Source organism: Aminobacter niigataensis (assembly GCF_014200015.1).
GTDB classification, from domain to species: Bacteria; Pseudomonadota; Alphaproteobacteria; order Rhizobiales; family Rhizobiaceae; genus Aminobacter; species Aminobacter niigataensis.
Genome location: NZ_JACHOT010000013.1, coordinates 19,639 through 40,804, shown reverse-complemented (window position 1 = coordinate 40,804; position 21,166 = coordinate 19,639). Strand labels below are relative to the sequence as shown.

Annotated in this window: 20 protein-coding genes and 1 pseudogene; 8 read left to right on the top strand and 13 right to left on the bottom strand. The window is 60.5% G+C overall.

Annotation, left to right across the window (positions count from 1 at the left end; all coding sequences use genetic code 11):
- The 3 genes from GGQ99_RS25450 to GGQ99_RS25440 all read left to right on the top strand — a co-directional run.
- Positions 1 to 365: response regulator transcription factor (locus GGQ99_RS25450; RefSeq protein ID WP_183264717.1), on the top strand; the 365-nt coding region annotated here is incomplete at its 5' end.
- Positions 366 to 585: 220 nt separating this feature from the next.
- The gene (locus GGQ99_RS25445) at positions 586 to 2,301 is read left to right on the top strand and encodes an ATP-binding protein (protein ID WP_183264716.1); all 1,716 of its coding nucleotides are present in this window, start codon (positions 586 to 588) and stop codon (positions 2,299 to 2,301) included.
- Entirely contained in the window at positions 2,291 to 3,541 is a 1,251-nt protein-coding gene (locus tag GGQ99_RS25440; protein ID WP_183264715.1) for an ABC transporter substrate-binding protein, read from the top strand. Before GGQ99_RS25445 ends, GGQ99_RS25440 begins: the two co-directional genes overlap by 11 nt.
- A gap of 31 nt (positions 3,542 to 3,572) precedes the next feature.
- Here GGQ99_RS25440 and GGQ99_RS25435 read toward each other — a convergent pair.
- Positions 3,573 to 3,734: pseudogene (locus tag GGQ99_RS25435) on the bottom strand (IS66 family transposase); the annotation flags it as partial.
- On the opposite strand from GGQ99_RS25435, the gene GGQ99_RS26245 reads away from it, so the two are divergent.
- Entirely contained in the window at positions 3,661 to 3,876 is a 216-nt protein-coding gene (locus GGQ99_RS26245; protein ID WP_246389750.1) for a hypothetical protein, read from the top strand. The pseudogene GGQ99_RS25435 and the gene GGQ99_RS26245 sit on opposite strands and share 74 nt — an antisense overlap.
- Positions 3,877 to 3,946: 70 nt before the next feature.
- On the opposite strand, the gene GGQ99_RS25425 is transcribed toward GGQ99_RS26245, so the two are convergent.
- Together GGQ99_RS25425 and traA are read right to left on the bottom strand one after the other, a co-directional pair.
- The gene (locus GGQ99_RS25425) at positions 3,947 to 4,711 is read right to left on the bottom strand and encodes a DUF6118 family protein (protein WP_183264714.1); all 765 of its coding nucleotides are present in this window, start codon (positions 4,709 to 4,711) and stop codon (positions 3,947 to 3,949) included.
- Positions 4,712 to 4,714: 3 nt separating this feature from the next.
- Positions 4,715 to 8,536, bottom strand: coding sequence for a Ti-type conjugative transfer relaxase TraA (traA, locus tag GGQ99_RS25420; RefSeq protein WP_183264713.1), 3,822 nt, complete (start codon positions 8,534 to 8,536; stop codon positions 4,715 to 4,717).
- Positions 8,537 to 8,807: 271 nt separating this feature from the next.
- Between traA and GGQ99_RS25415 the strand changes: the two genes are divergently transcribed.
- Positions 8,808 to 9,110: a mobilization protein gene (locus GGQ99_RS25415; RefSeq protein ID WP_183264712.1), complete on the top strand. Its 303-nt coding sequence runs from the start codon at positions 8,808 to 8,810 to the stop codon at positions 9,108 to 9,110.
- Entirely contained in the window at positions 9,107 to 10,771 is a 1,665-nt protein-coding gene (locus GGQ99_RS25410; RefSeq protein WP_183264711.1) for a type IV secretory system conjugative DNA transfer family protein, read from the top strand. The genes GGQ99_RS25415 and GGQ99_RS25410 overlap by 4 nt, the downstream gene beginning before the upstream one ends.
- 161 nt (positions 10,772 to 10,932) lie before the next feature.
- Here GGQ99_RS25410 and GGQ99_RS25405 read toward each other — a convergent pair whose 3' ends face one another.
- The 7 genes from GGQ99_RS25405 to GGQ99_RS25375 all read right to left on the bottom strand — a co-directional run bounded on the left by GGQ99_RS25405 (position 10,933) and on the right by GGQ99_RS25375 (position 15,093).
- On the bottom strand, positions 10,933 to 11,265 hold the full coding sequence (locus tag GGQ99_RS25405; protein WP_183264710.1) for a helix-turn-helix domain-containing protein: 333 nt from the start codon (positions 11,263 to 11,265) through the stop codon (positions 10,933 to 10,935).
- Positions 11,246 to 11,578 carry a type II toxin-antitoxin system RelE/ParE family toxin gene (locus GGQ99_RS25400; protein ID WP_343061782.1) on the bottom strand — a complete coding sequence of 111 codons (333 nt, stop codon included), beginning with the start codon at positions 11,576 to 11,578 and terminating at the stop codon, positions 11,246 to 11,248. Before GGQ99_RS25400 ends, GGQ99_RS25405 begins: the two co-directional genes overlap by 20 nt.
- 99 nt (positions 11,579 to 11,677) lie before the next feature.
- Positions 11,678 to 11,998 carry a chromosome partitioning protein ParB gene (locus GGQ99_RS25395; protein ID WP_183264719.1) on the bottom strand — a complete coding sequence of 107 codons (321 nt, stop codon included), beginning with the start codon at positions 11,996 to 11,998 and terminating at the stop codon, positions 11,678 to 11,680.
- Positions 11,995 to 12,654 carry a ParA family protein gene (locus tag GGQ99_RS25390; RefSeq protein WP_183264709.1) on the bottom strand — a complete coding sequence of 220 codons (660 nt, stop codon included), beginning with the start codon at positions 12,652 to 12,654 and terminating at the stop codon, positions 11,995 to 11,997. Before GGQ99_RS25390 ends, GGQ99_RS25395 begins: the two co-directional genes overlap by 4 nt.
- A gap of 439 nt (positions 12,655 to 13,093) precedes the next feature.
- Complete coding sequence (locus tag GGQ99_RS25385) at positions 13,094 to 13,972, bottom strand: helix-turn-helix domain-containing protein (protein WP_183264708.1); 879 nt, start codon at positions 13,970 to 13,972, stop codon at positions 13,094 to 13,096.
- Between the two features lie 191 nt (positions 13,973 to 14,163).
- Complete coding sequence (locus tag GGQ99_RS25380) at positions 14,164 to 14,373, bottom strand: ribbon-helix-helix protein, CopG family (protein ID WP_183264707.1); 210 nt, start codon at positions 14,371 to 14,373, stop codon at positions 14,164 to 14,166.
- A 138-nt stretch (positions 14,374 to 14,511) separates the two neighbouring features.
- A complete protein-coding gene (locus tag GGQ99_RS25375) occupies positions 14,512 to 15,093 on the bottom strand; it encodes a recombinase family protein (protein WP_183264718.1) in 582 nt (193 codons plus the stop codon).
- Positions 15,094 to 15,256: 163 nt separating this feature from the next.
- Here GGQ99_RS25375 and GGQ99_RS25370 point away from each other — a divergent pair, with 163 nt between their 5' ends.
- Positions 15,257 to 18,223 carry a Tn3 family transposase gene (locus GGQ99_RS25370; protein WP_183264706.1) on the top strand — a complete coding sequence of 989 codons (2,967 nt, stop codon included), beginning with the start codon at positions 15,257 to 15,259 and terminating at the stop codon, positions 18,221 to 18,223.
- Between the two features lie 112 nt (positions 18,224 to 18,335).
- On the opposite strand, the gene GGQ99_RS25365 is transcribed toward GGQ99_RS25370, so the two are convergent.
- The 3 genes from GGQ99_RS25365 to GGQ99_RS25355 form a co-directional block, all read right to left on the bottom strand.
- Complete coding sequence (locus tag GGQ99_RS25365; protein ID WP_183264705.1) at positions 18,336 to 18,902, bottom strand: recombinase family protein; 567 nt, start codon at positions 18,900 to 18,902, stop codon at positions 18,336 to 18,338.
- 133 nt (positions 18,903 to 19,035) lie between these two features.
- Positions 19,036 to 20,199, bottom strand: a complete 1,164-nt coding sequence (locus tag GGQ99_RS25360) for an MFS transporter (RefSeq protein WP_183264704.1) — start codon at positions 20,197 to 20,199, stop codon at positions 19,036 to 19,038.
- Positions 20,108 to 20,578, bottom strand: coding sequence for a MerR family transcriptional regulator (locus GGQ99_RS25355; RefSeq protein ID WP_183264703.1), 471 nt, complete (start codon positions 20,576 to 20,578; stop codon positions 20,108 to 20,110). Before GGQ99_RS25355 ends, GGQ99_RS25360 begins: the two co-directional genes overlap by 92 nt.
- Positions 20,579 to 21,007: 429 nt before the next feature.
- On the opposite strand from GGQ99_RS25355, the gene GGQ99_RS25350 reads away from it, so the two are divergent.
- The gene (locus GGQ99_RS25350) at positions 21,008 to 21,166 is read left to right on the top strand and encodes a ribbon-helix-helix protein, CopG family (protein ID WP_210308013.1); all 159 of its coding nucleotides are present in this window, start codon (positions 21,008 to 21,010) and stop codon (positions 21,164 to 21,166) included.

Below are 21,166 nucleotides of genomic sequence, written 5' to 3'. Positions count from 1 at the left end.
TCGAAGAAGGTGTCATCGCTTATATTCCCAAAAGCGCCGGGGGCGACGAACTAGCGAAGGCGCTGACTCTCGTTGTAAACGGAGGCGTTTATTTTCCGCGCGACATCCTGCAAGGAAACCGGTTTGGCAGTGTATTGCCAACCGCGTCCGATTACGCTGCTAAACCGTCCGAGGCTTCCTCTGCTCTCACAGCAAGGGAGGAGCAAATCCTAGATCTAGTTGTGAGAGGTCGCTCGAACACCGCAATAGCCAACGAGCTTAGATTGAGTCCAAACACGGTGCGCGTCCATATCAGAAACGCCAGTCTTAAGCTAAACATCAAAGATCGCGCCAAGTTAGCGACCTATAAGTCGGCGCGCGCGTGAGGCGACCGGCGCAGTGACAGAACTCCCACTAAAGCCTCATCATGCTAGCGCTTCGGACGCTGAACTCTTATGCGAATCCTTGGATTGCGTCGGATACGCCTTTGACGTCAGCACCGCTGGCGCGCCAATTTTTGCCTGGGCGACCGGGACAGTTCAGAGGCAGTTAGCGGTTCCGCTACGCTCCTTTCTGGAGGGCTCGCTTGGTGACCAACAGACCCGGGTGAAACTCCACCTTGAAAAGCTACTTGGCGGCAATCGTTCGGAGATCGAGTTGATCTGGAAGCGGGAAGGAACTGCCTTCCGGATTCGTGATTCCGCACAACCCGCTTTCGATCGACATGGTCGGGTGGTGCGTATCGTGGGCACTGTGCGTCATCTTGGTGCCGTGATATGGGATAGCTACGCTGGCGAGAACTTCTGGAAAGAGCAAGCCTACGATCACATCGACTTCGGAATCGCGTGCTGGAACACTGCGGGTCGACTAGTCTTGGTTAATCGAAAATTCCGTGACCTTCATGGGCTCATTGCGAATTCGGTCGCCCCTGGAACTAAGATTGAAGCCCTTGTGACTATGATTGCGCGATCGGGTGAGGTCATGATTGACGGGCCTCGTCACAAGTGGGTCAACGAAACGCTAAGTGATCTCAAAAACGAGCGTTCGCGCGATCACCGCCTTGCCGACGGCAGATGGATCGAAGCCTCGACGATTCACTTTGCGGAAGGAACGATCCTGCGAGTGCACGATGTAACGCAGTTGAAGAGCAGCGAGCATTCTCTGCGCCAAGCAAAGGAAGCCGCCGAAACCGCAAATTTTAAGAAAAGTAGGTTCCTTCGTGCCGCGAATCATGATTTAAGACAACCTCTTGCGACCCTAAAGATACTTGTTTACAGCTGTTTTGGCGTAAAAGACGAAGAAAAACGTCGAGAACTTTTGCATTCCATGGATGTTACTATTGGAATCATGGATGAAATTCTTGGCTCGCTGGTTCAGATCGGGCAGCTCGATGCGGGGCGGATCGAAACCCGAATCACTCACTTTCAACTCCGACAGGTGCTGGAGCCGTTGGCGATCGAGTTCAGACCACAGGCTGAGGCTAAGGGGATCAAGATGGGCGTTGTCGCAAGCTGCGAGACAGTCCAGTCTGATCGCGCCCTGCTAGGTCGCATACTGAGCAATCTGATAGCCAACGCAATCCGCTTTACAGAGACAGGCAAGATCGTCGTCGGGGCGCGCAAACGCGATGCGATGCTGAATATCGAAATTTGGGATACCGGCTGCGGAATTGCTGAAGATCAACTTGAGATGATCTTCGAGGAGTTTCATCAGGTCGCCGAACAGAGCCACGACAGGCAGCGAGGATTGGGACTAGGCCTCAACATTGCCCACCGCCTTTCAATACTCCTGGATCACGACATCAATGTGCGCTCATGGCCGAGCCGCGGCTCGGTTTTCTCCGTTAGCGTTCCACTGGGCAGCATCTGGAAAAGTGACCTTGGTGAGCCGGAGATATCGGAACGAATCGGTGGTGAATTCCTGGACGTCAAGATGCTTGTTGTGGAGGACAATGAGCCTCTCCGCCGTACAGTGTGTGATATGCTTGACGGCTGGGGCGTTCAGGTAACCGAAGCGAGTGATAGCGAGCAGGCCATCGCCTTATTTGAACGCGGCGCTTATCACTTTGATCTGGCGTTGGTCGATTTTCGCCTGCCTAACGGTCGAGCCGGAACAGATGTCCTGAAGGAGCTTTGCGAAATTGCAGGGCGCGAAATCCCCGGTATCGTGGCGACGGCTGACAACGACCCTACGCTTATCAAGCAGATACGAGCTCAAGGTCTTCCAGTCCTGATCAAACCCATCAATCCGACGCGCCTTAGATCAGCGATGCATCATCTTCTTTACGAACACGGCCGAGATTTACTGTCACATGATCACTGAAGCTTCATCTATTCCAATAGGCAGCATGGTTCCGCTCTCGGGCGCCTCGGCGGCAGACGGGCGAGAGTTTCGCAATGGTATAATCCTCGCCATCGAAGAGATTAATGCGTTCGGCGGAATTCATGGACGGTCACTTACCCCCTTTTTTTATGATACCCGCAATCAAAGCGCCGATGAAGTCACTTCGGCAGCACGTTACCTTATAAACAAACATTCTGTCCATGCAATCATTAATGGTTACAATATTGGCTCTCAAAATGCTGAGTATGAACCTGTTGCTGACTCTGGTATAATTTATATACATCATAATACTCTTATTCAGCATCATGATACGTTTATGGGAAATCCTGAACGTTATTTTGGGTGTTTTATGAGTGATCCGGCAGATTACTGGTATGGACAAGGATTTATAAAATTTATTTCCTGGCTCCGAGACAGCGGTCGCTGGCGACCGGAATCGAATAGGCTTGCGATCATCTCCGGCTCGCGGTCCTACAGCATCGTTACCGCAAACGCGATGCGTTCGTCGGCGGCAGACTTCGGATGGTCCGTCTGTTTTGGACCAGAAATCGTTAGAACGCCAACGACGGAGTGGCAATTGGCCATCGATCGGGCGCGCGAAACGCGGCCAGCAATCCTGGCCAATACTCATTTCTATGCGAGTGACCTCGCACATTTTCAGAGGCAATTCGCTCGTAAACCCATAAATTGCCTAGTTTACCTCCAGTGGGGAGGCATGCATAAGACGTTCCTTGACATTGCAAACTCATCGGCTGAGGGCGTGATCATCGGAACGGTGGTGGGACTCGTGCATGATTCCGAAGGCATCGCGTTTAGCCACCGGTATCGGGCGCGTTTCGGGCCGAACTCGACACCTGAGGTCGGCGCACTTTCGTACAGTTCCATGCATCACTATGCATTGGCAGCGGGCATTGCAGGTGGCACCGGCGCTCCTTACGAATTCAATCAAAACAGGAAAGTTGCCCAACGCCTGAAATCCTTAATATATCGGAGTGTCCTAGGCACGATCCATTACCATCCAGACTGGCAAGCTGCGGTGCCCTATCCCGACGCAATAAGCGACCCTTCACGTGGCATGCCACATCTATTCTACCAAGTTCGGGACAATGGAACGAAATTAGGCATAATCGCACCTGAGCCTTATACCACCGGAAAATTTCAGATACCGCCATGGTATCGTTCAACCTCCACACCGGATAGTGGAGTGCGCCCCGATTGACCGCACAGGCGACGGGCTGCATTAAGCACCAATCGCGAGCATAAACCCAGAGCTGTTCGGTCTTGGTCTCTCTGCGGCCGAGATCAAGCACCGGTGCCGTGGTCTCATCGGTAAAGAGCTTGGGCGAGGCCTTCAGCTTCTCGTGGATTGGCCGCAGATGTCAAGCGGCGGGGCCAACCCAGTCGGCCAACGTTCGAGCGGTGGTCTACCGCCGGTTCTGTCGCTCCATGCTCGGTCTGAACGTGCGCGAAGCGGCGGCCCGCGTGAAAGTCGGAAAAACCGCGCTTTACGATGCGCTCAAGCAGGAAAAGTTAGGCGAGGCGGCATGTACATGAAGTTTGACGCGGAAAATGACGCTCTGTTTGTCGAATCCATTGCCGGTTGATCGGTCGGATCAAATGAAGATCATTGCGCCGGCGTAGCCAGCGGTGCCACGATGATCGTGCAGGGTTGGTCCTTCTTCGCCGTGGCGGCCAGCTCGGCGCATACCGTCAGCGCCGGTCGATTGTCTCGCACCAGGTCATTGGCCGAAATCAGAGTATTCCAGTCCCTGGGGTGTCCCGATCTCATCAACGAGACGCCTGCGTTCCAGCGATCAGCGTTCATGGCCGTGGAGGCCACGGCCATGTCAATGGAACCGGGCAGCACACGCGGGGCGAACAGCGTCAGCAGGATGCCAAGGACCAGGCCCGTCCCGCCAACGATCCACAAACGACGGTTCTGAACATGACGCTCGCGCGCACTTGCGACATATAGGGAAAGAACGCGGCCGGCGCGCTCAAGGTCGGATGCCTGGCGCTCGAACTGCTGCGCGGCGGTGCGAACAAGACTCTCGCCGCCGCGCTCCAGCGCCGCCGCATAATGCTGCGCGCCCTGCCGGAGAATGGGCGACTGCTCGACGCCCTGCACGCGCTCACCGACATAGGCGAGCTGCTGCACGATCTGCGCCAGTTCCGGCTTGTAGTCCGCTGGCGGCCCATACCGGTCAAATTCCTCAAAGGCGGCTTCGACGCCCTTGCGGATAGTTGTCATTTCCCGCGTGAGGTCGCCGGCGAAGTCTTCCACCGTCAGCCGTAGCGCGTCGAACGCGGCTACCGGGTCGCCAGCGGCCTCGTCCAGTGCTTCCGGCTCGATTCCTTCCCTGTCATCATGGTCGCCCGGTTCCGTCATGATCTACCTTTCTATGCCGATGCCCCGGCTAAGGCGCTGTCCGCGCGTGATGCTCTCTTGCAACTCATGGGCGATGGTCTGGCCCTTGCGCAAATGCTCGCCTATCCCGAGTTCCTGACGGCGATTGCGCAGAATGGAATCCACCTGCGGGTCGCGTTCCAGGCTCTTGGTCAGGCCGTTCATCTGGCTTTCGACCTTGCCGCGCACGTCGTCATGCTGCCAGCCGCGAAGTTGCTTGTGCTGCGCTCTCAAGTCCTGCCAGCGCTCAACGAACCGCTCGGCCCTGACATTCGGGTCTTGCAGCGCAGCCTTTTCGCGCTTCATCCCGTCGATTACATGCGCGACACGCTCCCGGCCGGAAAGCTCCGTCATGGCGCGCGCCGTCGCCGGGTCATTTTGCAGGGTCGAGCGCATCAAATCTTTCATGCCGGGCTGCACCTGCTCGAGCTGCTGCCCGGCCGCGCGTATTTCCTGGCGTTGCATATCAAGGACCGGCAAACCCTCGCGATGGTGCTGCGCGACCGATTCATAGGCCCGCGCGTAGCGGTCCACGGCCGCCTCAAGCGGCGACTGTCGCCGCGCCCGTTGGGCAAGCCGGGCGGGCGCCGATGGCGGCCGCAAGCCCCCATCCCTTTCCGGCTGTTGCTGCATACGCGATACCTCGCTGCGCTCCTGCGAGGGTGCAGGAGCTGCATTGAGCTTCAGGCCAGCGAACATGCCGCGCCGCTGCTTCGCGGCCTGCTGCGGCTGTTGCTGCTCGATCTGCGAGCTGTTTTCTGCGGCCCGGTCCTGCTGTGGGCGCTCGGCCGCCGCGCCGCGTGACAGTTTCAGGCCCTCGAACGGATTGCGGCGCTGTTGTCGATCGTCGGCGAGATCCTCGCGAGGATCTGCACGAAGATCCTGCGCGAGATCCACGCCCTTGTTTTTCTCTGCCGGAGAACGCAATCTGTCCGCACTCGCATCGCGAGCCTGGTCCCGGCCCTCGCCCCCAATATCCCCTATGCCTAACGAGGCCGGGACCATATTTTCGGACTGCGACAGATTTTCGCGTTCTCGCCCAACCCGGATTTGCTCCTGTGCCGGCCCCCTGTCCGGACGTAGCTCAATCTCGCTGCGGACGCCCATTTGCTCCGCGATCCCGCGCCGCTCGGCAAAGTCGCGCGTATAATCGAGCGTCGTTTCCTTCATCCCCGACCGGGAAAGGCGCTTTTCAAGCTGCTCAGGGGCCAACTCGCCGGCGTCCCGAACCTTCCATGCGTTGCGCTCGGCCATCTGGCCGTCTGGAAGGCGAACCGGCTCCGACCCGCGATGCTCAAGGCCGATCTTGTCGCCAATCTCGGGCGCGGCCTCCTTCATGGCGCGCTCAAGATCGACCCCCCAAATGGTATTCCGCTGGCCCTTGTCGTTCTCCAGCGTCACGAAATAGCTCTGGCTGTTGCCTTCCTTATGCTCATAGGGCGCGGCCCCATGCTCGACCAGGCGGCCCGAAGCCAACGTTTGGCCGGCCTGCCGATCGCTGAACTCGTCCTGCGCCGCATAGAGCTGCGCCCCGTCGCGATGCCGGGTCATGGCGACATAGGTCAGATGCCGGTCCATCGTCCCCGACGCCAGCACATAGGAACGATCGACCGTCGCGCCCTGATTTTTGTGAATCGTCGTCGCATAGCCGTGGTCGATCGCCTGATAATCGTTCATCGGCACGGAAACGCTGTCGCCCCGGTCCAGCGTGGCCATGATTCTGCCCGGCTCGACATGATCGACCGTCGCCAACATCCCGTTTTTGACGCCAAGGTCGCGGCTGTTTTCGAGGAATACGATGCGGTCGCCCGTCGCAAAGTCACGCTTACCGTCATTAGTTTGGAAGGTCAGCGCCAGACCAGGACCTTCACGCTCCTGCCCTTCTCGTTCATGCGCCACATCGCCCGGCGTGCTGTCGGCCTCTCTGACGCGCGCCAGCTCGCCCCGGTCCTGTAGCTCGGTCCTGATCGCGTCATTGATCGCCCGAACATCGGCCCGGCGATGCGCCATCGCAACGCGGGTTCCCTCCGGCCGCTCGTCGCGGTCGGCAAGATAATCGCGCACGATCAGGCCGCGCGCGTCCTCGCCGGTTTCGGTAAAGCTGATATTGCCATGATCCCGATAGGCCGCCAGTCCCTCGGCCGTCCGGTGCGTGGCGAAGTCAACGGAAGCCTCCCGCTGCCAGTCCACGCGCTGCCGGCGTATCTCGGAAAGCTCGGCATGGCCGATTTCCTCCGCGATCGCCCGGAACGGTGCGCCGGCCCCGATCGCCTGCAACTGCTCATGGTCGCCGACTAGGACGATCTTCGCCCCGCGCGCCTCGGCCTCGCCAACGAAGCGGGCGAGTTGGCGGCTCCCGACCATGCCCGCCTCGTCGATCACGAACACATCGCCGCGGCCGATCGTGCCGCAGTCGTTTTGCCAACCCAAATCCCATGACGCCAGCGTCCGGCTCTGGATGCCGGAAGATTCCTCCAACCCCTCGGCCGCCTTCCCCGACAAGGCTGCGCCGTGGACCGTGTAACCCTCGGCCTCCCACGCCTCGCGCGCTGCGGCGAGCATGGTGGACTTGCCCGCACCGGCATAGCCAACAACGGCCGCAATACGCTCCCGGCCGGTGATATGCTCGATCGCCCGGCGCTGCTCGTCGGACAGCCGGGCGGAAGCATCGCCGGCGCTGCGCTGAATGGCGGCGTCCTGCCGCTCTATCGCCCGCTCGACATGCCGGCGATCGACGCCATGACCATGCGTGCCGTACATCCGCTGCGCGCTCTCGATCATGCCGGATTCGATCTCGACCATTTCGCGGGTCGAATACCGGGCAAGCTCAACCTGCCCCCTTGGCTCGCCCGTTGCTGCCGGGTCCCCCACTACGTGGGCGCGCTCGGGCTGCAACTCGACCAGCGCCGGCGAGGCCATGACGGCCGCAAAGGCGTTCCGGAACTCCTGCGGATCGTCGTTGATGTAGCGATGCAGCGCCCGCGCAACGTCGTGCCGGTCGAATACGCTCTTTTCCCCGGTGATGAGGGTTAGAACCTGCTCGGGCTTCTCCCGGATCAGCTCGGCATTGCGCCGGGCCGCATCCTCGTCCAGCCGCAACCGTGACACGTCGAGGCCGCGCCGCTCCATCTGCGTGGCATGGACGCCCATATGATCGGTCGGCGCGATCTCTAGCCCGCGCTCCATGTGCGAACGATGGTCGATGCGAATATCCAGCCCGGCCATCGCAAGCCGCTCGTTGGCGATCCCTTCCCACCGCTGGCGAAGGTCACGGAGCTGCATATCGGTCGTCGGCAGGTCGTGCGCCAGCAGCCATTTGTTTTCGCGTTCAAGATAGGTCTTGTCGCCTAGACCGTCCTCCGTCACCTGCCGCGTAGTCATAAGAATATGGGCATGGTGATTGCGAACGTCGCTCGCCTCGTGCGGCGCGTGAATGGCGAAGTCCACGGCCGCGCCGTATCGGTCGGCCAGCTCCTGCGCCATCTCCCGCGCCGCCTCTAGCCGCTGTTCGGCCGATAGCTCATGCGGCAAGGCAATCTCGAACTCACGGGCAACGCGGGCATCCTTGCGCTTCTCGGCAAACTCGGCGGCGTTCCACAAGGTTGACCGATCCCGCGCCCAATCGGCGTTGACGCCTTGGGGCAAGACGATTTCCGCATGTTCCACGCCCTGCTTTGCCGTGTAGTCGTGCGTGATCCCGTCACGCTCGTTGGTCAGCTTCTCCCCGGCGCGATAAGCCATTGAGGCGACGGCGCTACGGCCGCTCGCCCGCGAAACTGGCTTCATGCTCAAATGGTAGATCGCCAACCCGTTGCCTCGATCCCGTTTCAGCCTTTCCTGCCAGCCTCCAAGCTGGCGGCGCGCTGAGTTACGCAGTAACTCGTAAGTGCGCCCTTATCAACTCATTCGCTCCGCTCTTTCGTCGCTCGGTATGGTGCTTGCGGCAAGCTCTGTGCTATGAACTGAGGCCGCAACTGTGCTGCAAGGTCGCTAAAAATTCAAGCGTACCGGCCAAACAACTGGAAATGACAGCCGGGAACGATAGTCTGGGCGAACGATCGGAAAAGGAGATTTGAGGATGGCACGCAAATCCATTGAAGAACGGCTAGCTCAATTGGACGCACAAAGGGCTTCGCTTAAAGCACGGTTGGGAAAGCAGGAACGCGCCAACGACACACGCCGGAAGGTGCTGCTCGGCGCGCTTGTTCTCCATCGCCTTGAGAACGGGCGTGACGATTTTTCAAGAAACCTTGGCGACTGGCTGCGCCGCGAACTGCCCGGCTTCCTCACGCGCGACGGCGACAAGGAACTGTTTGCCGATCTGCTCGGTGCATCATCGGCCGGACAAACGGCAGGGAGCACCGGGGAAGCTACATCGTGAACCGGGCGACGCTCGCATGGGGCGCTTTCAAGAACATGCTGCGCGCCGCCGCGCATGATCCTGTATGGGCGTTTGTCTCCCTGATAACTCTACCGTTCCGCATTTGGCAAACGCTGCTGCGCGTTCTGTTCATCCTTATCGTTGCGCTTTTCGTCGTTGGCATGGGTGGCCGGTTTGCGCTTAACGATCTCGGCTATGGTCCCGGCACGATTCCGTTCATTGCGCTCGATCTCGTCACGCTGCTGGTGCTGGCCGCCATCGTCTTCCGCGTCGTCACCAATCCGCTGATTATCCATTTCGGGGACATGGAAGGCGAAACCCACGGCTCGGCACGGTTCGCCACGTCAAAGGAAGTCGCTCCCCTCACCCGCGCCGATACCGGCCTGCTGATCGGCCGGGACGCCAAAACGAAAAGGTTGCTGCGCTATAACGGCCCGGCCCATCTGCTGACGATGGCACCGACCAGAACCGGCAAGGGCGTGGGAACCATCATCCCTAATCTGCTCACCGCCGACCGTTCCGTGATCTGCATCGATCCCAAAGGCGAGAATGCCAAGATCGCCGGCCGCGCCCGCGAAAAGTTCGGGCCGGTCCATGTTCTCGACCCCTTCGGTGTCACCGGCATGACCTCGGCCGCCTTCAATCCACTCGATGCCCTCGACCCGGCCGGCCTCGATGTCGCGGAAGATGCAAGCACCCTGGCCGACGCGCTCGTGTTCGATGAACCGGGCATGGCCGGCGAAGCGCATTGGAACGAGGAAGCCAAGGCGCTGATTGCCGGCCTGATCCTCCATATCGCCGCCCAGGAGCTGCGTGAACGCCGGAACCTCGCCACCCTGCGCGACTATCTCACACTCGCCCCGGAAGCCTTCGCCGCGCTCCTGAAGGACATGCAGGCATCCCCTGGAGCGGCAGGCCTGGTCGCCCGCGCCGCAAACCGTCACCTCGGCAAATCCGATCGCGAGGCGGCCGGCGTGCTGTCGGCCGCGCAGCGCCATACCCATTTCCTCGACAGCCCGCGTATGACCGCCGTCCTTGGCCGCTCCGATTTCCGCTTTGCCGATCTCAAGCGCCGCAACGTCTCCGTCTTCCTCGTCCTGCCGCCCGATCGCCTGTCCACCTATTCGCGCTGGCTGCGCCTGCTCGTCGCGCAAAGCCTCACCGACATGGCACGCGATCCGGCCAAGCCCGCCGTGCCGGTCCTATATCTGCTGGATGAGTTCGCCGCGCTCGGCCACCTGGCTCCCGTCGAGCGGGCCATGGGCCTCATGGCCGGCTACGGCGTCCAGCTCTGGCCGATCCTGCAAGATGTTCACCAGCTCCGTGCCACCTACAGGCAGCGCGCCGGCACCTTCCTGTCAAATGCCGGCGTCCTGCAAGTCTTCGGCGTCAACGATCACGACAGCGCCCACCTCGTCTCCGATCTTCTCGGACAAGAGACGGTTGTGTTCCAGACCATGAGCCGCGCCCTCGATTCCGATAAATCCGGGATTTCCTACGGCGAGCAACACACGGCCCGGCCGCTGTTGACACCCGATGAGGTTCGCAACCTGCCGCAGAATCTCGAATTGCTGTTCCTAGCCGGGCAACGGCCGATCGTCGCCGGCAAGCTCGCCTATTACGCCGATGCGGAATTCAGGGGGCTGTATGACGCTCATTGAGGCCGGGTTCTGGCAGGGAACTTTAGCCCTGCCCTCGACGTGACTCTGGCGTGATTTGCGGTCCCGACGCTGCGCGCCAGGACTTGGTCACTGACGGCCCTCCGGTCACTTCGGCGCGGGCTGATTACACATTTACATGCAATCATGATTGTTCTGCTCTATTAATGCAGCACGTCAATGCCTCGCCGGCGAATGACGTTTAACAAGGCCAGCGCCGGTCCCTTGGCCAGCGCCTCGCCACGCTCAAGCTGCGACACATAGCCGGGTGTCACATTGAGATAGCGGCCGAGTGCGGCTTGGCTAAGGTGCGCCTGCTCACGCACGGCCCGCACTTCTGCGCCCGTCATCGGCGCTTCGGTCGGAAGGGTCTTCTCGCCAAGGTGCCGCGCAGTAATCTTCTCATAGGTCGCCTCGTCCATGATCCCGAGGCGGTGCTGCGCGCCAGCCATTTCAGCGATTTCGCGGGAAAGGCGGCTAGGCTTCGTCGTCGTCATGCTCGATCTCCTTCAAATCTTCGTCCTCAATGGCTTGCCCGACCAGTTCGGCCGACGCGGCAAGCCAATTCGCGCCGATCGTGCGCAGGGCTTCCAGCTCGTCAGCATTGATGTTGTCACGGTCACTCTTGGCGAACGCATACAGAAACACAGCGCGGCCAGCGGCCCGATAGGCGACGATCATCCGAAATCCGCCGGAACGGCCCTGACCCGGCCGCGCTACGCGCTGCTTAATGAGGCCGCCGCCAAGATCGGCGTCGATCGTGCCGCGCTCGGCCCGCTCGATCGCCTCGCCCAAGCTGGGCGTCAGCAATCCGTTGCCTGCGAGCGAACCGCACAACGCCTCTGGTCAAAAAAATTCGCACGGAACCTCACTATAGCACGATAAACTATAGTGCATATTGTTATAGCTTCAATCCCCATCCTCACGGACAACCGGATAATTGTATTTGGCGAAAAGCAGATTCAGCGCCTCGGCAACAAGGCGCTCCTTTGAAATCCGCTTGCCCTTCTCGTCCCTGCTGCGAAAGTTGATTTCGTCCAGCGTCTCCCAATAGGAGGGCGGCAAGAAATGCGTTCTGGCGACTTTCTTCGCGCGTGAGGGCGCAACATAGCTCACGGGCGGCTGCGGACTTGGCGCGATGTCTTGCGGTTCTCGCGGAGCCTCCGGCGCAGATACGGGTTGTTCTGCGGTCTTGATGGCTGTGGCGAGAAGCGAAGGCTTACGGCTCATGCTTTCATCCTTTCATGCTTTCCTGTCATCATGCTTGCCTGCTCTGAAAGGAACGCAAACAGTCCGGCAACTTCCTGGGCCGCGCGGCCTTGCGGTTCCAGCTCTTGCGGCGTCTGCCCCAAGGCCGGGGCGTCCTCATAGGTTTTCAGGCGTGACATATGGATGGGCGCAACCGACATACTGAACCGGTCCGCGATCGCGGCAGCGTCATCGGCCGCCCTACCCCCGGCGTTCGGATGCACCAGATTCAGCACCACGAAGGCCAGCGGTTTGCCCGCCATGTCGAGAAGCCGCTTTAGTGGCTCCAAGGTGTCGATCGCGAATATCTGCGCCTGCGTCGGGATCAGCACAATATCGGCGTGGTTGGCCGCCTCCGTTGAGGCACTGTCCATCTTGCCGGGCGTATCGATGAACACCCAATCCATACCAAGGCCGCGATAGGCATCCAGCGAGCGCCGGATAGCACCGGGCTGAATCGACGCAACGTCCGGGCCGTCACCCTCGCGCCGGTCGAACCAGTTGACCGCGTTAGTCTGTGGATCGAGGTCGAGCAGGGCCGATTTTTTCCCGGCCAGGTGAGCCGCAACCGCCAGCGCCGTCGCGATCGTAGTCTTCCCGGTCCCGCCCTTCTGTGTGCAGAACGCTACTGTGATCATGATTGCATCCTTTCATGAAATAAGGGCTACATGCTTTCCAAAGTACATGAAAACATGTTTTCATGTAAGAACGGTTAACTACTCCGTTTCCGTCACGAGGCAAGCCGGCAGCTTACCATCGAACAGGCGGCCATTGAAAAAGTCGAACGCTTGATTAGCGCGGCGTAGGTTTTTGCGGTCGGATTGGTGGGGGACATGGCGACCTCTGCTGTATCGTACAAAACAACAATCGCACATTTCAGGCTGACATGTAATCATGATTACATGTTTTCATGTTTCGCGCTGCCCTTGCCGCCTTCTTTCTCTCGGAAGCCCATGCGACGTTGGCCGCAGGCGAGGCGGTTGGGATTTTCGCTCTGTTGGTGCCGAACCGGACCGCCTATTACGCGGTCCGGAACCGCCGCAGGGCTGCGTTAGCAGCCCGAACAGCGGCGACCGCTTATGTTTTCACATAAAGAATAGAACTAGAGGGGGATTCAGTCTGGTTATCGGACTCACGTTTCATCAAGCCTTTAGCGATGCTGACAAGAGCTTTCCCAAGCGGGCCATCACCAACGTCGAGCTGCGTCCACTCATCGAGGGGTAGGGACTGGCGGTAAGCGTCGATTTGCTCGCTCCACGCCTGCTGATCTTGCCCATGATCCTCGGGCGGGGGAGGGGTCTTGCCGAACCGGCTAAGGAATTGCTGGGCCTTTTCCGGCAACGACAGGCGATAGGCATTGCTCGCCTGCTGCACCTGGGGGCCGCGCCCCTCGTTCCCGGTCGGCTCGTAGCGCCGCAGCCAGTCGATGAAGCCATGCGCCCGCAGGTTCTTCAGCGCCCGCACGATCGCATCACGAGAACGGCCCAGGCGGTCCATGATCGTGGTGATTGACGGCTCTAGCCGGCCGGTGCGAAAGTCGATCAGGTTAACAAACAGCCGCAGCACGTCCAGCGCCACCGATCCGAGCGGACCGCTGCGCTCACCCTTCTCCTGCAAACCGGCTTCGTTGTAGATTTCGGCCGCCTTCAGGATCGCTTGCACATCCTTGCGCGTCGTCGGCCGCCATATGCGGCCCTCCGATCGCCCCTTGAAATGGCTGCGCCGGCGAACCGGCGTCGGGCATCGGGCCGCCGGGGGAGGGAAGGCCAGGCCAAGCACTGTCTGGCCCGATCCTTGCCACGCCGCCCGGCGCTCATGGGCGAGCGTGGAGAGCTGGCCCGCGTCTTCCTCGGAGAGCTGGCCGGCGTTGTAGTGTGTCCAGACCTCCCGCATGAGGTCATCAAGCGCGTGTCTACGCGCACAGCCGATCGCGGCCGCGAACTGCGTCCTCAACATTGTCCTTCGTCCTTCCGTTCGGGAGGACATGACGGTGTGGACGGCGGACACAGTTTCCCGTTCTCGCAAGAATCAATCTTGCGAGTCTGGTGCTGCTCGACTATGTTGGGCGCTGACGTTTAGGGCGCTTCAACAAAGCCGTTCCGAAATCCCAAAACCCCTTGCCGCTGCTAACGGCGAGGGGTTTTTCGTTATGCCCTCGTTTCCTTCTCGATCAGCAACCTCAATGCTTCTTCGATAAGCGGCGCGCGACCCGGCACGCCTCGGCGTTCCTTGATCTGATCGAGTGCTTCGATCAGATCACCCGGAACGTAGGTATTCAGCGCCACGCGACCGGCGGCCGCCTGCCGTGCCCGATGGGCGGCAACGTCCTTCCGAATCTTTTCCGTGTTCTGCTTCATGCTTACGAGTAAGCGGGGATTTGCCCGATTCTGCAACCCCGAATCTCTAAGGTGCAGGAATATCGTGCAAATCGGACACTCTGGCGTCACGACACGAAAGTGATGAATCTGTCCGACATTTGAGAACGCATGAAGAACTCATGCCGGTTTGACGGTGGGTGCGGCTGATTTTTCGGCTTTGAGGGCTTCGTAGAGCGCGGTCTTGCCGATTTTCACACGCGCGGCGGCTTCGCGAACATTGAGGCCGGCAGCCAGATGCTGGCGGGCCTTAGCGAGCTTCTCCGGCGTGACGACAGCTTGCCGGCCTCCGCGCCGACCCCTTTCCTCTGCTGCCTGTAGTCCGGCGCGGGTTCTTTCCCGGATGAGATCGCGCTCGAACTGCGCCAGCGCCCCAAACAAATGGAAGACCAGGCGGCCGCCCGATGTCGTGGTGTCGATGTTTTCGGTGATCGATCGGAACCCGACGCCTCTGGCCTCCAATTCGGTGATGATCTCGATGAGGTGCTTCATCGATCGGCCGAGACGGTCGAGTTTCCAGACCGTGAGCGTATCGCCTTCCCGGACATAGCGAATGGCTTGCGCCAGACCGTGTCGATCGGTTTTGACCCCCGAAGCCCTGTCTTCGAACAGTTTCTCACAACCTGCCTTGCGCAATGCGTCGAGTTGCAGCGCCGTATCCTGATCGCTGGTGGAGACCCGTGCATAGCCGATGGATGTCATAAGGCGTGTGCTGTCCGTTTTCTCATTGAATGCGGACAATGTCCGATTTGCCGTTTCATGGCAAGGTTTGCGGACAAATTCTGTGGAAGCCGCAAAACGACCGTTTGCCGGACAGGTATTTTCCATTTCGGTGCAGCCTCCGCGATGAGATGGATGATGATGAATGGCGCGAAGAGCACTGCTGAGCGAAACATGGTGGAGCCAGGCGACAGCGCTCCCCGACGACGAAAGGGAGATCGTCAAGCATTACACGCTGGACCAGCCGGATCTCGATCTGATCATGCGGCAGAATCGTGCATCGAACCGCCTGGGTCTGGCCTGCGTGCTGGCGATGTTGCGATTTCCGGGCCGACCGCTCGCGGATGGTGAGATCCTGCCTTCCGGCGTCTTGAGGTTCCTGGCCCGGCAGATCGGCGCCGATCATCGCGAGATCGACCGATATTTCGAGCGCCCGCAGACGCGCCGCGAGCACCTCACCCTGCTTTTCGAGAAAATGAAGATGCGCCCATTTGCGGCTTCAGACGTGCGGGCGCTAACCGGCTGGCTGACACCGGCTGCGCAAACCCTGCGCCGGGCCGATGCTCTGGCGGACATGGTCGTCGAGGAATTGCGACGTCGTCGAATTCTCCTGCCGGCGCGCGGAGCGCTCGAAGCCATCATCCAAGTTGCAATCCGGCGCGGAATCCGCATCGCTCACCGCGCCCTGGCTGGCGGGCTTTCGGAAGGCCAGAAGCGTGACCTCGACAAACTTCTCGACCCGCGTGCGGGGACGAACGTGACCAACCTTGCGTGGGCGAGAACACCGGCATTGTCGCCCACCGCCATCAATCTCGACAGGATAGCCGAACGCGTTCAGTTTCTTAGGTCCCTGAATCTGCCAATGGAATTGATGGAGCGCATTCCGGTCAAGGTTTTTGACGAACTCGCCGCGGAAGGGATGCGGATGAGCGCGCAGCATCTACGCGACCTCAACCCCGAACGCCGGCATGCCGTGTTGGCCGCGACGGCTTTACACCTCTCTCGCCATTTGACCGACTGCGCAATCGACGTGTTCAAGAAACTGATCGGCGCCTTGACGCGGCGAGCCGACAATCAGGCGACCGCCCGCATCACCCGTTCCGTCCGGGAAGTTCAAAAGCCGCTCAAGGACGTTTCGAAAGTTTGCCACGCAATCATTGAGGCCAGGGAGAAAGGCGAGGATATCGGCAGGGCGCTCGAACGGGTCATTCAATGGCCGGCCTTCGCGACCAGCGTTCAGGCGGTCGACACGCTGATCGCCCCGGACAGCATCGACGGGAAAATCGAAATGCTCCAGCGCTACCCGACAATCCGGAAAATGGCGCCGGAATTCCTCTCGACATTCGTGTTTCGCGGCCACGCCGTGGCGGCGAATCTCCTGAGGGCGCTATCCATGGTCGCCGATCTGTACCGCAAAGGCAAAAGAGCGATACCCGACAGGGCTCCCATATCCTTTGCGCCGAGAGGCTGGATGCCGCTCATCCTGAAGGATGGCAAGATCGATCGCAGGGCCTATGATCTCTGCCTGTTCAGCGAATTGAAACGCCGCCTCGACGCCGGCGACGTCTGGGTGGAAGGAGCCAAGCGCTTCCAGTCCTTCGAGAGCTTCCTCATTCCGGCGCCGACGTTCGAGTTGATGCGCGAGGAAGGTCCGCTTCCGGTCGCCGTCGATACCGATGTAGAAACCTATCTGAAGCAACAGCGCCAGACATTGAACGACGGGTTGAGCGAGCTTTCCCGTCTGGCAGAAGCCGGTGAGCTCGACGATGTCGAACTGATCGGCGCGGGTTTCAGCATCACGCCGCACAAGGCCATGTTTCCGGACATCGCGAAGGCGCTGAAACGACAAGTGGAAGGCCACCTGCCGGCGATCCGCATCACCGATTTGCTGCTTGAGGTGGACGCCCGAACGGGATTTTCCAACGCCTTCACCCATCTGCGCACTGGGCGGACGGCCGACAACAAGCTTGCCCTGCTTACCGCTGTTCTGGCAGACGGCATCAATCTCGGTCTCACCAGAATGGCGGATGTTTCCCCCGGGCTGACGATGCGCCAGCTCGCCTGGGCGCACGACTGGCATATCCGGGAAGAAGGCTACACCGCCGCACATGCCATCCTCGTCAACGCCCAGAGGCAATTGCCTCTGGCAAGGCTGTGGGGCGACGGAACCACCTCGTCCTCGGATGGGCAGTATTTTCCGGCGGGAGGGCACGGTGAGGCGATCGGCGACCTCAACGCCCGCTATGGCCCTAACCCCGGCGCCAAGTTTTATCGCTTCACCTCCGACCAGTATGGCGCGTTCCACATCATCGCCATGAACGCCAACGCGAGCGAGGCCATCTACGTTCTCGACGGTCTGCTCTATCATGGCAGCGATCTCGTCATCGAAACCCATTATGTCGACACCGGCGGGGTCAGCGACATGAGTTTCGCTCTTTGCCATCTTGTCGGTTTCCAGCTCGTGCCCCGGCTGCGTGGCCTCAAGGATCGCCGGCTCTATCTCTTCCCGGGCGACGCGCCTCCCGAAAATCTCGCCCCGCTCGTCGGCGAACCTATCAACGTCGAGCGGATCAAGGCGAACTGGGATGACATCCTGCGTCTCGTTACCACGATCCGTTCCGGCCAGGTCCGGCCCTCGACCTTGCTGGCGAAATTGTCCGCATTCCCGCGCCAAAACGGACTGGCACTTGCGCTGCGCGATATCGGGCGCATCAATCGATCCATCTTCCTGCCGCAATGGTGGCAGAACCCCGAAATGCGCAGGAACGCCACCGCCGGCCTCAACAAGAGCGAGGCCCAGAACACATTGGCCCGCGCGCTGTTCTTCAACCGCCTTGGAGAGCTGCGGGACAGAACCTTTGAGAGCCAGTTCTACAAGGCGTCCGGGCTGAACCTGCTCATCAACGCCATCGTTTACTGGAACACGCTCTATCTCGAACCGACTTTCGCCGAGCTCAACCGAGAAGGCGTCGCCACACCGCCGGACGTGATCAAACACATCACTCCGCTCGGATGGCAGCATATCAGCCTTACCGGCGATTACATCTGGACTCCGACAGGCAGCCTCGATCTCAGGCCGCTGAGGCGCGAAACCTCCATGCTGGCAGCTTGATCACCCTATGTTCTCAAATGTCGGGCAGATTCACCACTTTCGTGTCGTGACGCCACTCTGGAGGGCGACAGCGAGGACCAGGAGGAAGCGGCCTGACGGCCGCGCCTGCCTGTCAGCTCCCGACCGCTTGACCGCCTAGCGCCCGGTAGAGCGTAGCGCGGTGCACGCCCAGGAGCCGGGCGACTTCGGCCGGCTTCTTATCATCATCGTTGATGAGCTGGCGCGCGTGCGCGATCTGCTCGGCCGACAGGGCAGGGGGACGGCCGAAGCGCACGCCCTTAGCCTTCGCGGCCGCTCGGCCGGCACTCGTGCGCTCATAGATCAGGCTACGCTCGAATTCAGCAACGCCGGCGAAGAATGTCAGCACCATGCGCCCGGCCGGCGTCGTCGTGTCGGCCCACGGCTCGGCCAGTGAGCGCAAGCCGGCCTCGGCCTGGCCGATTCGCTCGGCAATATCGAGAAGATCGAGCGTCGATCGAGCGAGGCGGTCGAGCCGCGTCACCGTCACCACGTTGCCGGGCTGCAAATGGTCCAGCATCTTCGCCAGCTCGGGGCGGCCGCGCTGCGCGCCGGATGCCTTTTCCTCGAATACGCGCTTGCAGCCGGCCGCCTTCAGCGCCGCGCGTTGCTGGTCTAGAGTCTGGCCTTCGGTCGAGACGCGGGCATATCCAATAAGCAAGGCGGTTTCCGTTCGCTGTGGTCTGCCCAAAATCTACCGCGTGCAACTCGTCGCGAAAATCCATATTCTGCGACGGAGTAGAAATCGGGCGCAAAACCCGAACAAAACTCGGGATATTTGCGACAAATCCCGCTTACCCCGCCGAAGCCACTTCGGTTTTGTCGGCGCACACCGGACGCAGCGCCACGATAGCAACAGCTATCAGCCCGACACCTACGGCGGCGACCCACACCGGACCAGCAGGATAGATGCTTGCCGCAAGCGCGGAAGCCCCCGCTACGCCAAGATTCATGCTGCTTCCGGCCAGCGCCATCAATGCCCCCCTACGGGCGGGCGAGAGCTGCGCGATATGGGTTTGCAGGCCCGGAGCGCCCATGCCGCCGAGCACCGCCCAAACTGCGAGCGCGGCCAAGATCATAATCGAACCAAGCGCGTCAAAGACATAGGTAACAACGATCGCCGCCGCCACGAAGGCCATTGCGATCCGCATCAGGGCGCGCCCACTTCCGGCGCGGGCCAGCGCCATCGGCATGGTGAAGTTGCCAACCAGCGTGAGGATGCCGAAGGCGGCATAGACCATGCCGACCGTCGCCGTGTCCCATTCGTAGAGGGAACGAAGCCGCTCGCCGACAAGTGCGAAGCATCCGACCGCGCCGCCGAGACCGAAGGCCATAGCGATAAGGCTTCCCCACGTGCCCGGCACGAAAAGCGGTTCCGTCATGTTGCCAGCAACCGCGTTTGGCCGATTGTCGGGGGCGTGCGTCGTGCGCAGCGACGGCAGGCCAATGAGAACCACGATCAGCGCCAGACCGCCAAGCGCGGAAAAGGCGAAGCGCCATGACCACATTTCCGCTGACAATGCGCCGATGCCGGGACTCAGGATAATGCCGAGTGTCAGGCCGGAGGTAACGAAGGCAATGGCTTTGGGAGCGGCTTTCTCGCCAAGATCGCCGGCCATTGCCATAGCGATGCCGAGCATCCCGCCACTGGCCGCCCCAGTCAGGATACGAGTTGCAATGCCCGTCTCGAATGTAGGGACGAAGGATGTTGCAATCGACGCAATGCCGAACACGAGGGTCGAGGGGACAAGTATGGCAAGCCGGCCGTATCGGTCGGAAACCCCACCAAGGATTGGGGCCATGATCGCCAGCGGCAGGCTATAGGCCGTGATGAATAGAGCAATGCGCTCGGGAGGAACCGAAAGGTCAGTTCCTATCGGCGTGAGGATCGGCCCCAACAGAAATTCGTCGGCCCCCACGAGGAAGGCGATCAGGAAAAGCAATATCAGGTGCAGCATGGTGCGGGTCGTTCCTTTCGTGGTGGGTCGAAAGGGACTCCCGGAACATGGCGAGGCGGCCGAGGACCGCTTCCCGCCGCACGTCGAGATCAGCTCTCAGCCGGTCGATGTGCTCAAGTTTCTCCAACAGTTGCGGAATACCGCCCTCGCATGGTCCTGCCCCCTCATCCGAGAGGCAGGCCGCCATTGCGCGAACCTCGCGTGTGGAAAAGCCTGTCGCAATGAGATCGCGGATGCGTGCCGCGCGGCGTAGATCAGCCTCGCTATAGCTACGATAGCCGTTCTCCGAGCGGCGGGCATCCATGAGGCCCGCCGTCTCGTAATGGCGCAGCATGCGCTGGGTGATCCCGAGCCCTTCGGCCGCTTCCTTGATCTGCATCTTGATCCCTTTCCACACCGGCTTAGCACCTTGACATTAGTGTCAATGTCAAGGGCAGGTTTCAAGGGAACGCGGGTGTCGCGCAAATCCTGAAACCTGCACCGCGTTCGCAGCGACCCGATTCCGGGCCGCGACGTGTCGCAAAATTCAGTCGCGCAATTCTGACTTTCGCACGCGACTTTTGCGACAGCTTTTTCCCTGAAAAATCAGCGTCGGCGATTTTGTCGCAAAATTTAGGAGTTCTGCGACAGATAAATGGCACGATCGAGTAGCAGCCGGCTCGCAGCGGGCACTGTACAAGTTCAGACGGGAAAACTCCCCAACTTGCCGCTTTCCGCGTAGGAAGATGCACCGCTGTGGTGTAACGTGGTGCAACTCCCGAATCGGAGATCACTCACTATGGCGACAAAGGGATCAGGGCGGAAAAAAATGGAACCCGCTACAACGCATCGTGCATCCGTCAGTTTCCCCCCCCAGCTTTACCGCGAGCTGGAGCAGATCGCCAAGGGAAAGAAAGTTTCTCTTGCGTGGGTCGTCCGCGACGCCGCCGAAAAATACGTCGCCAATCATTCGCAGGAACAGGAGTAA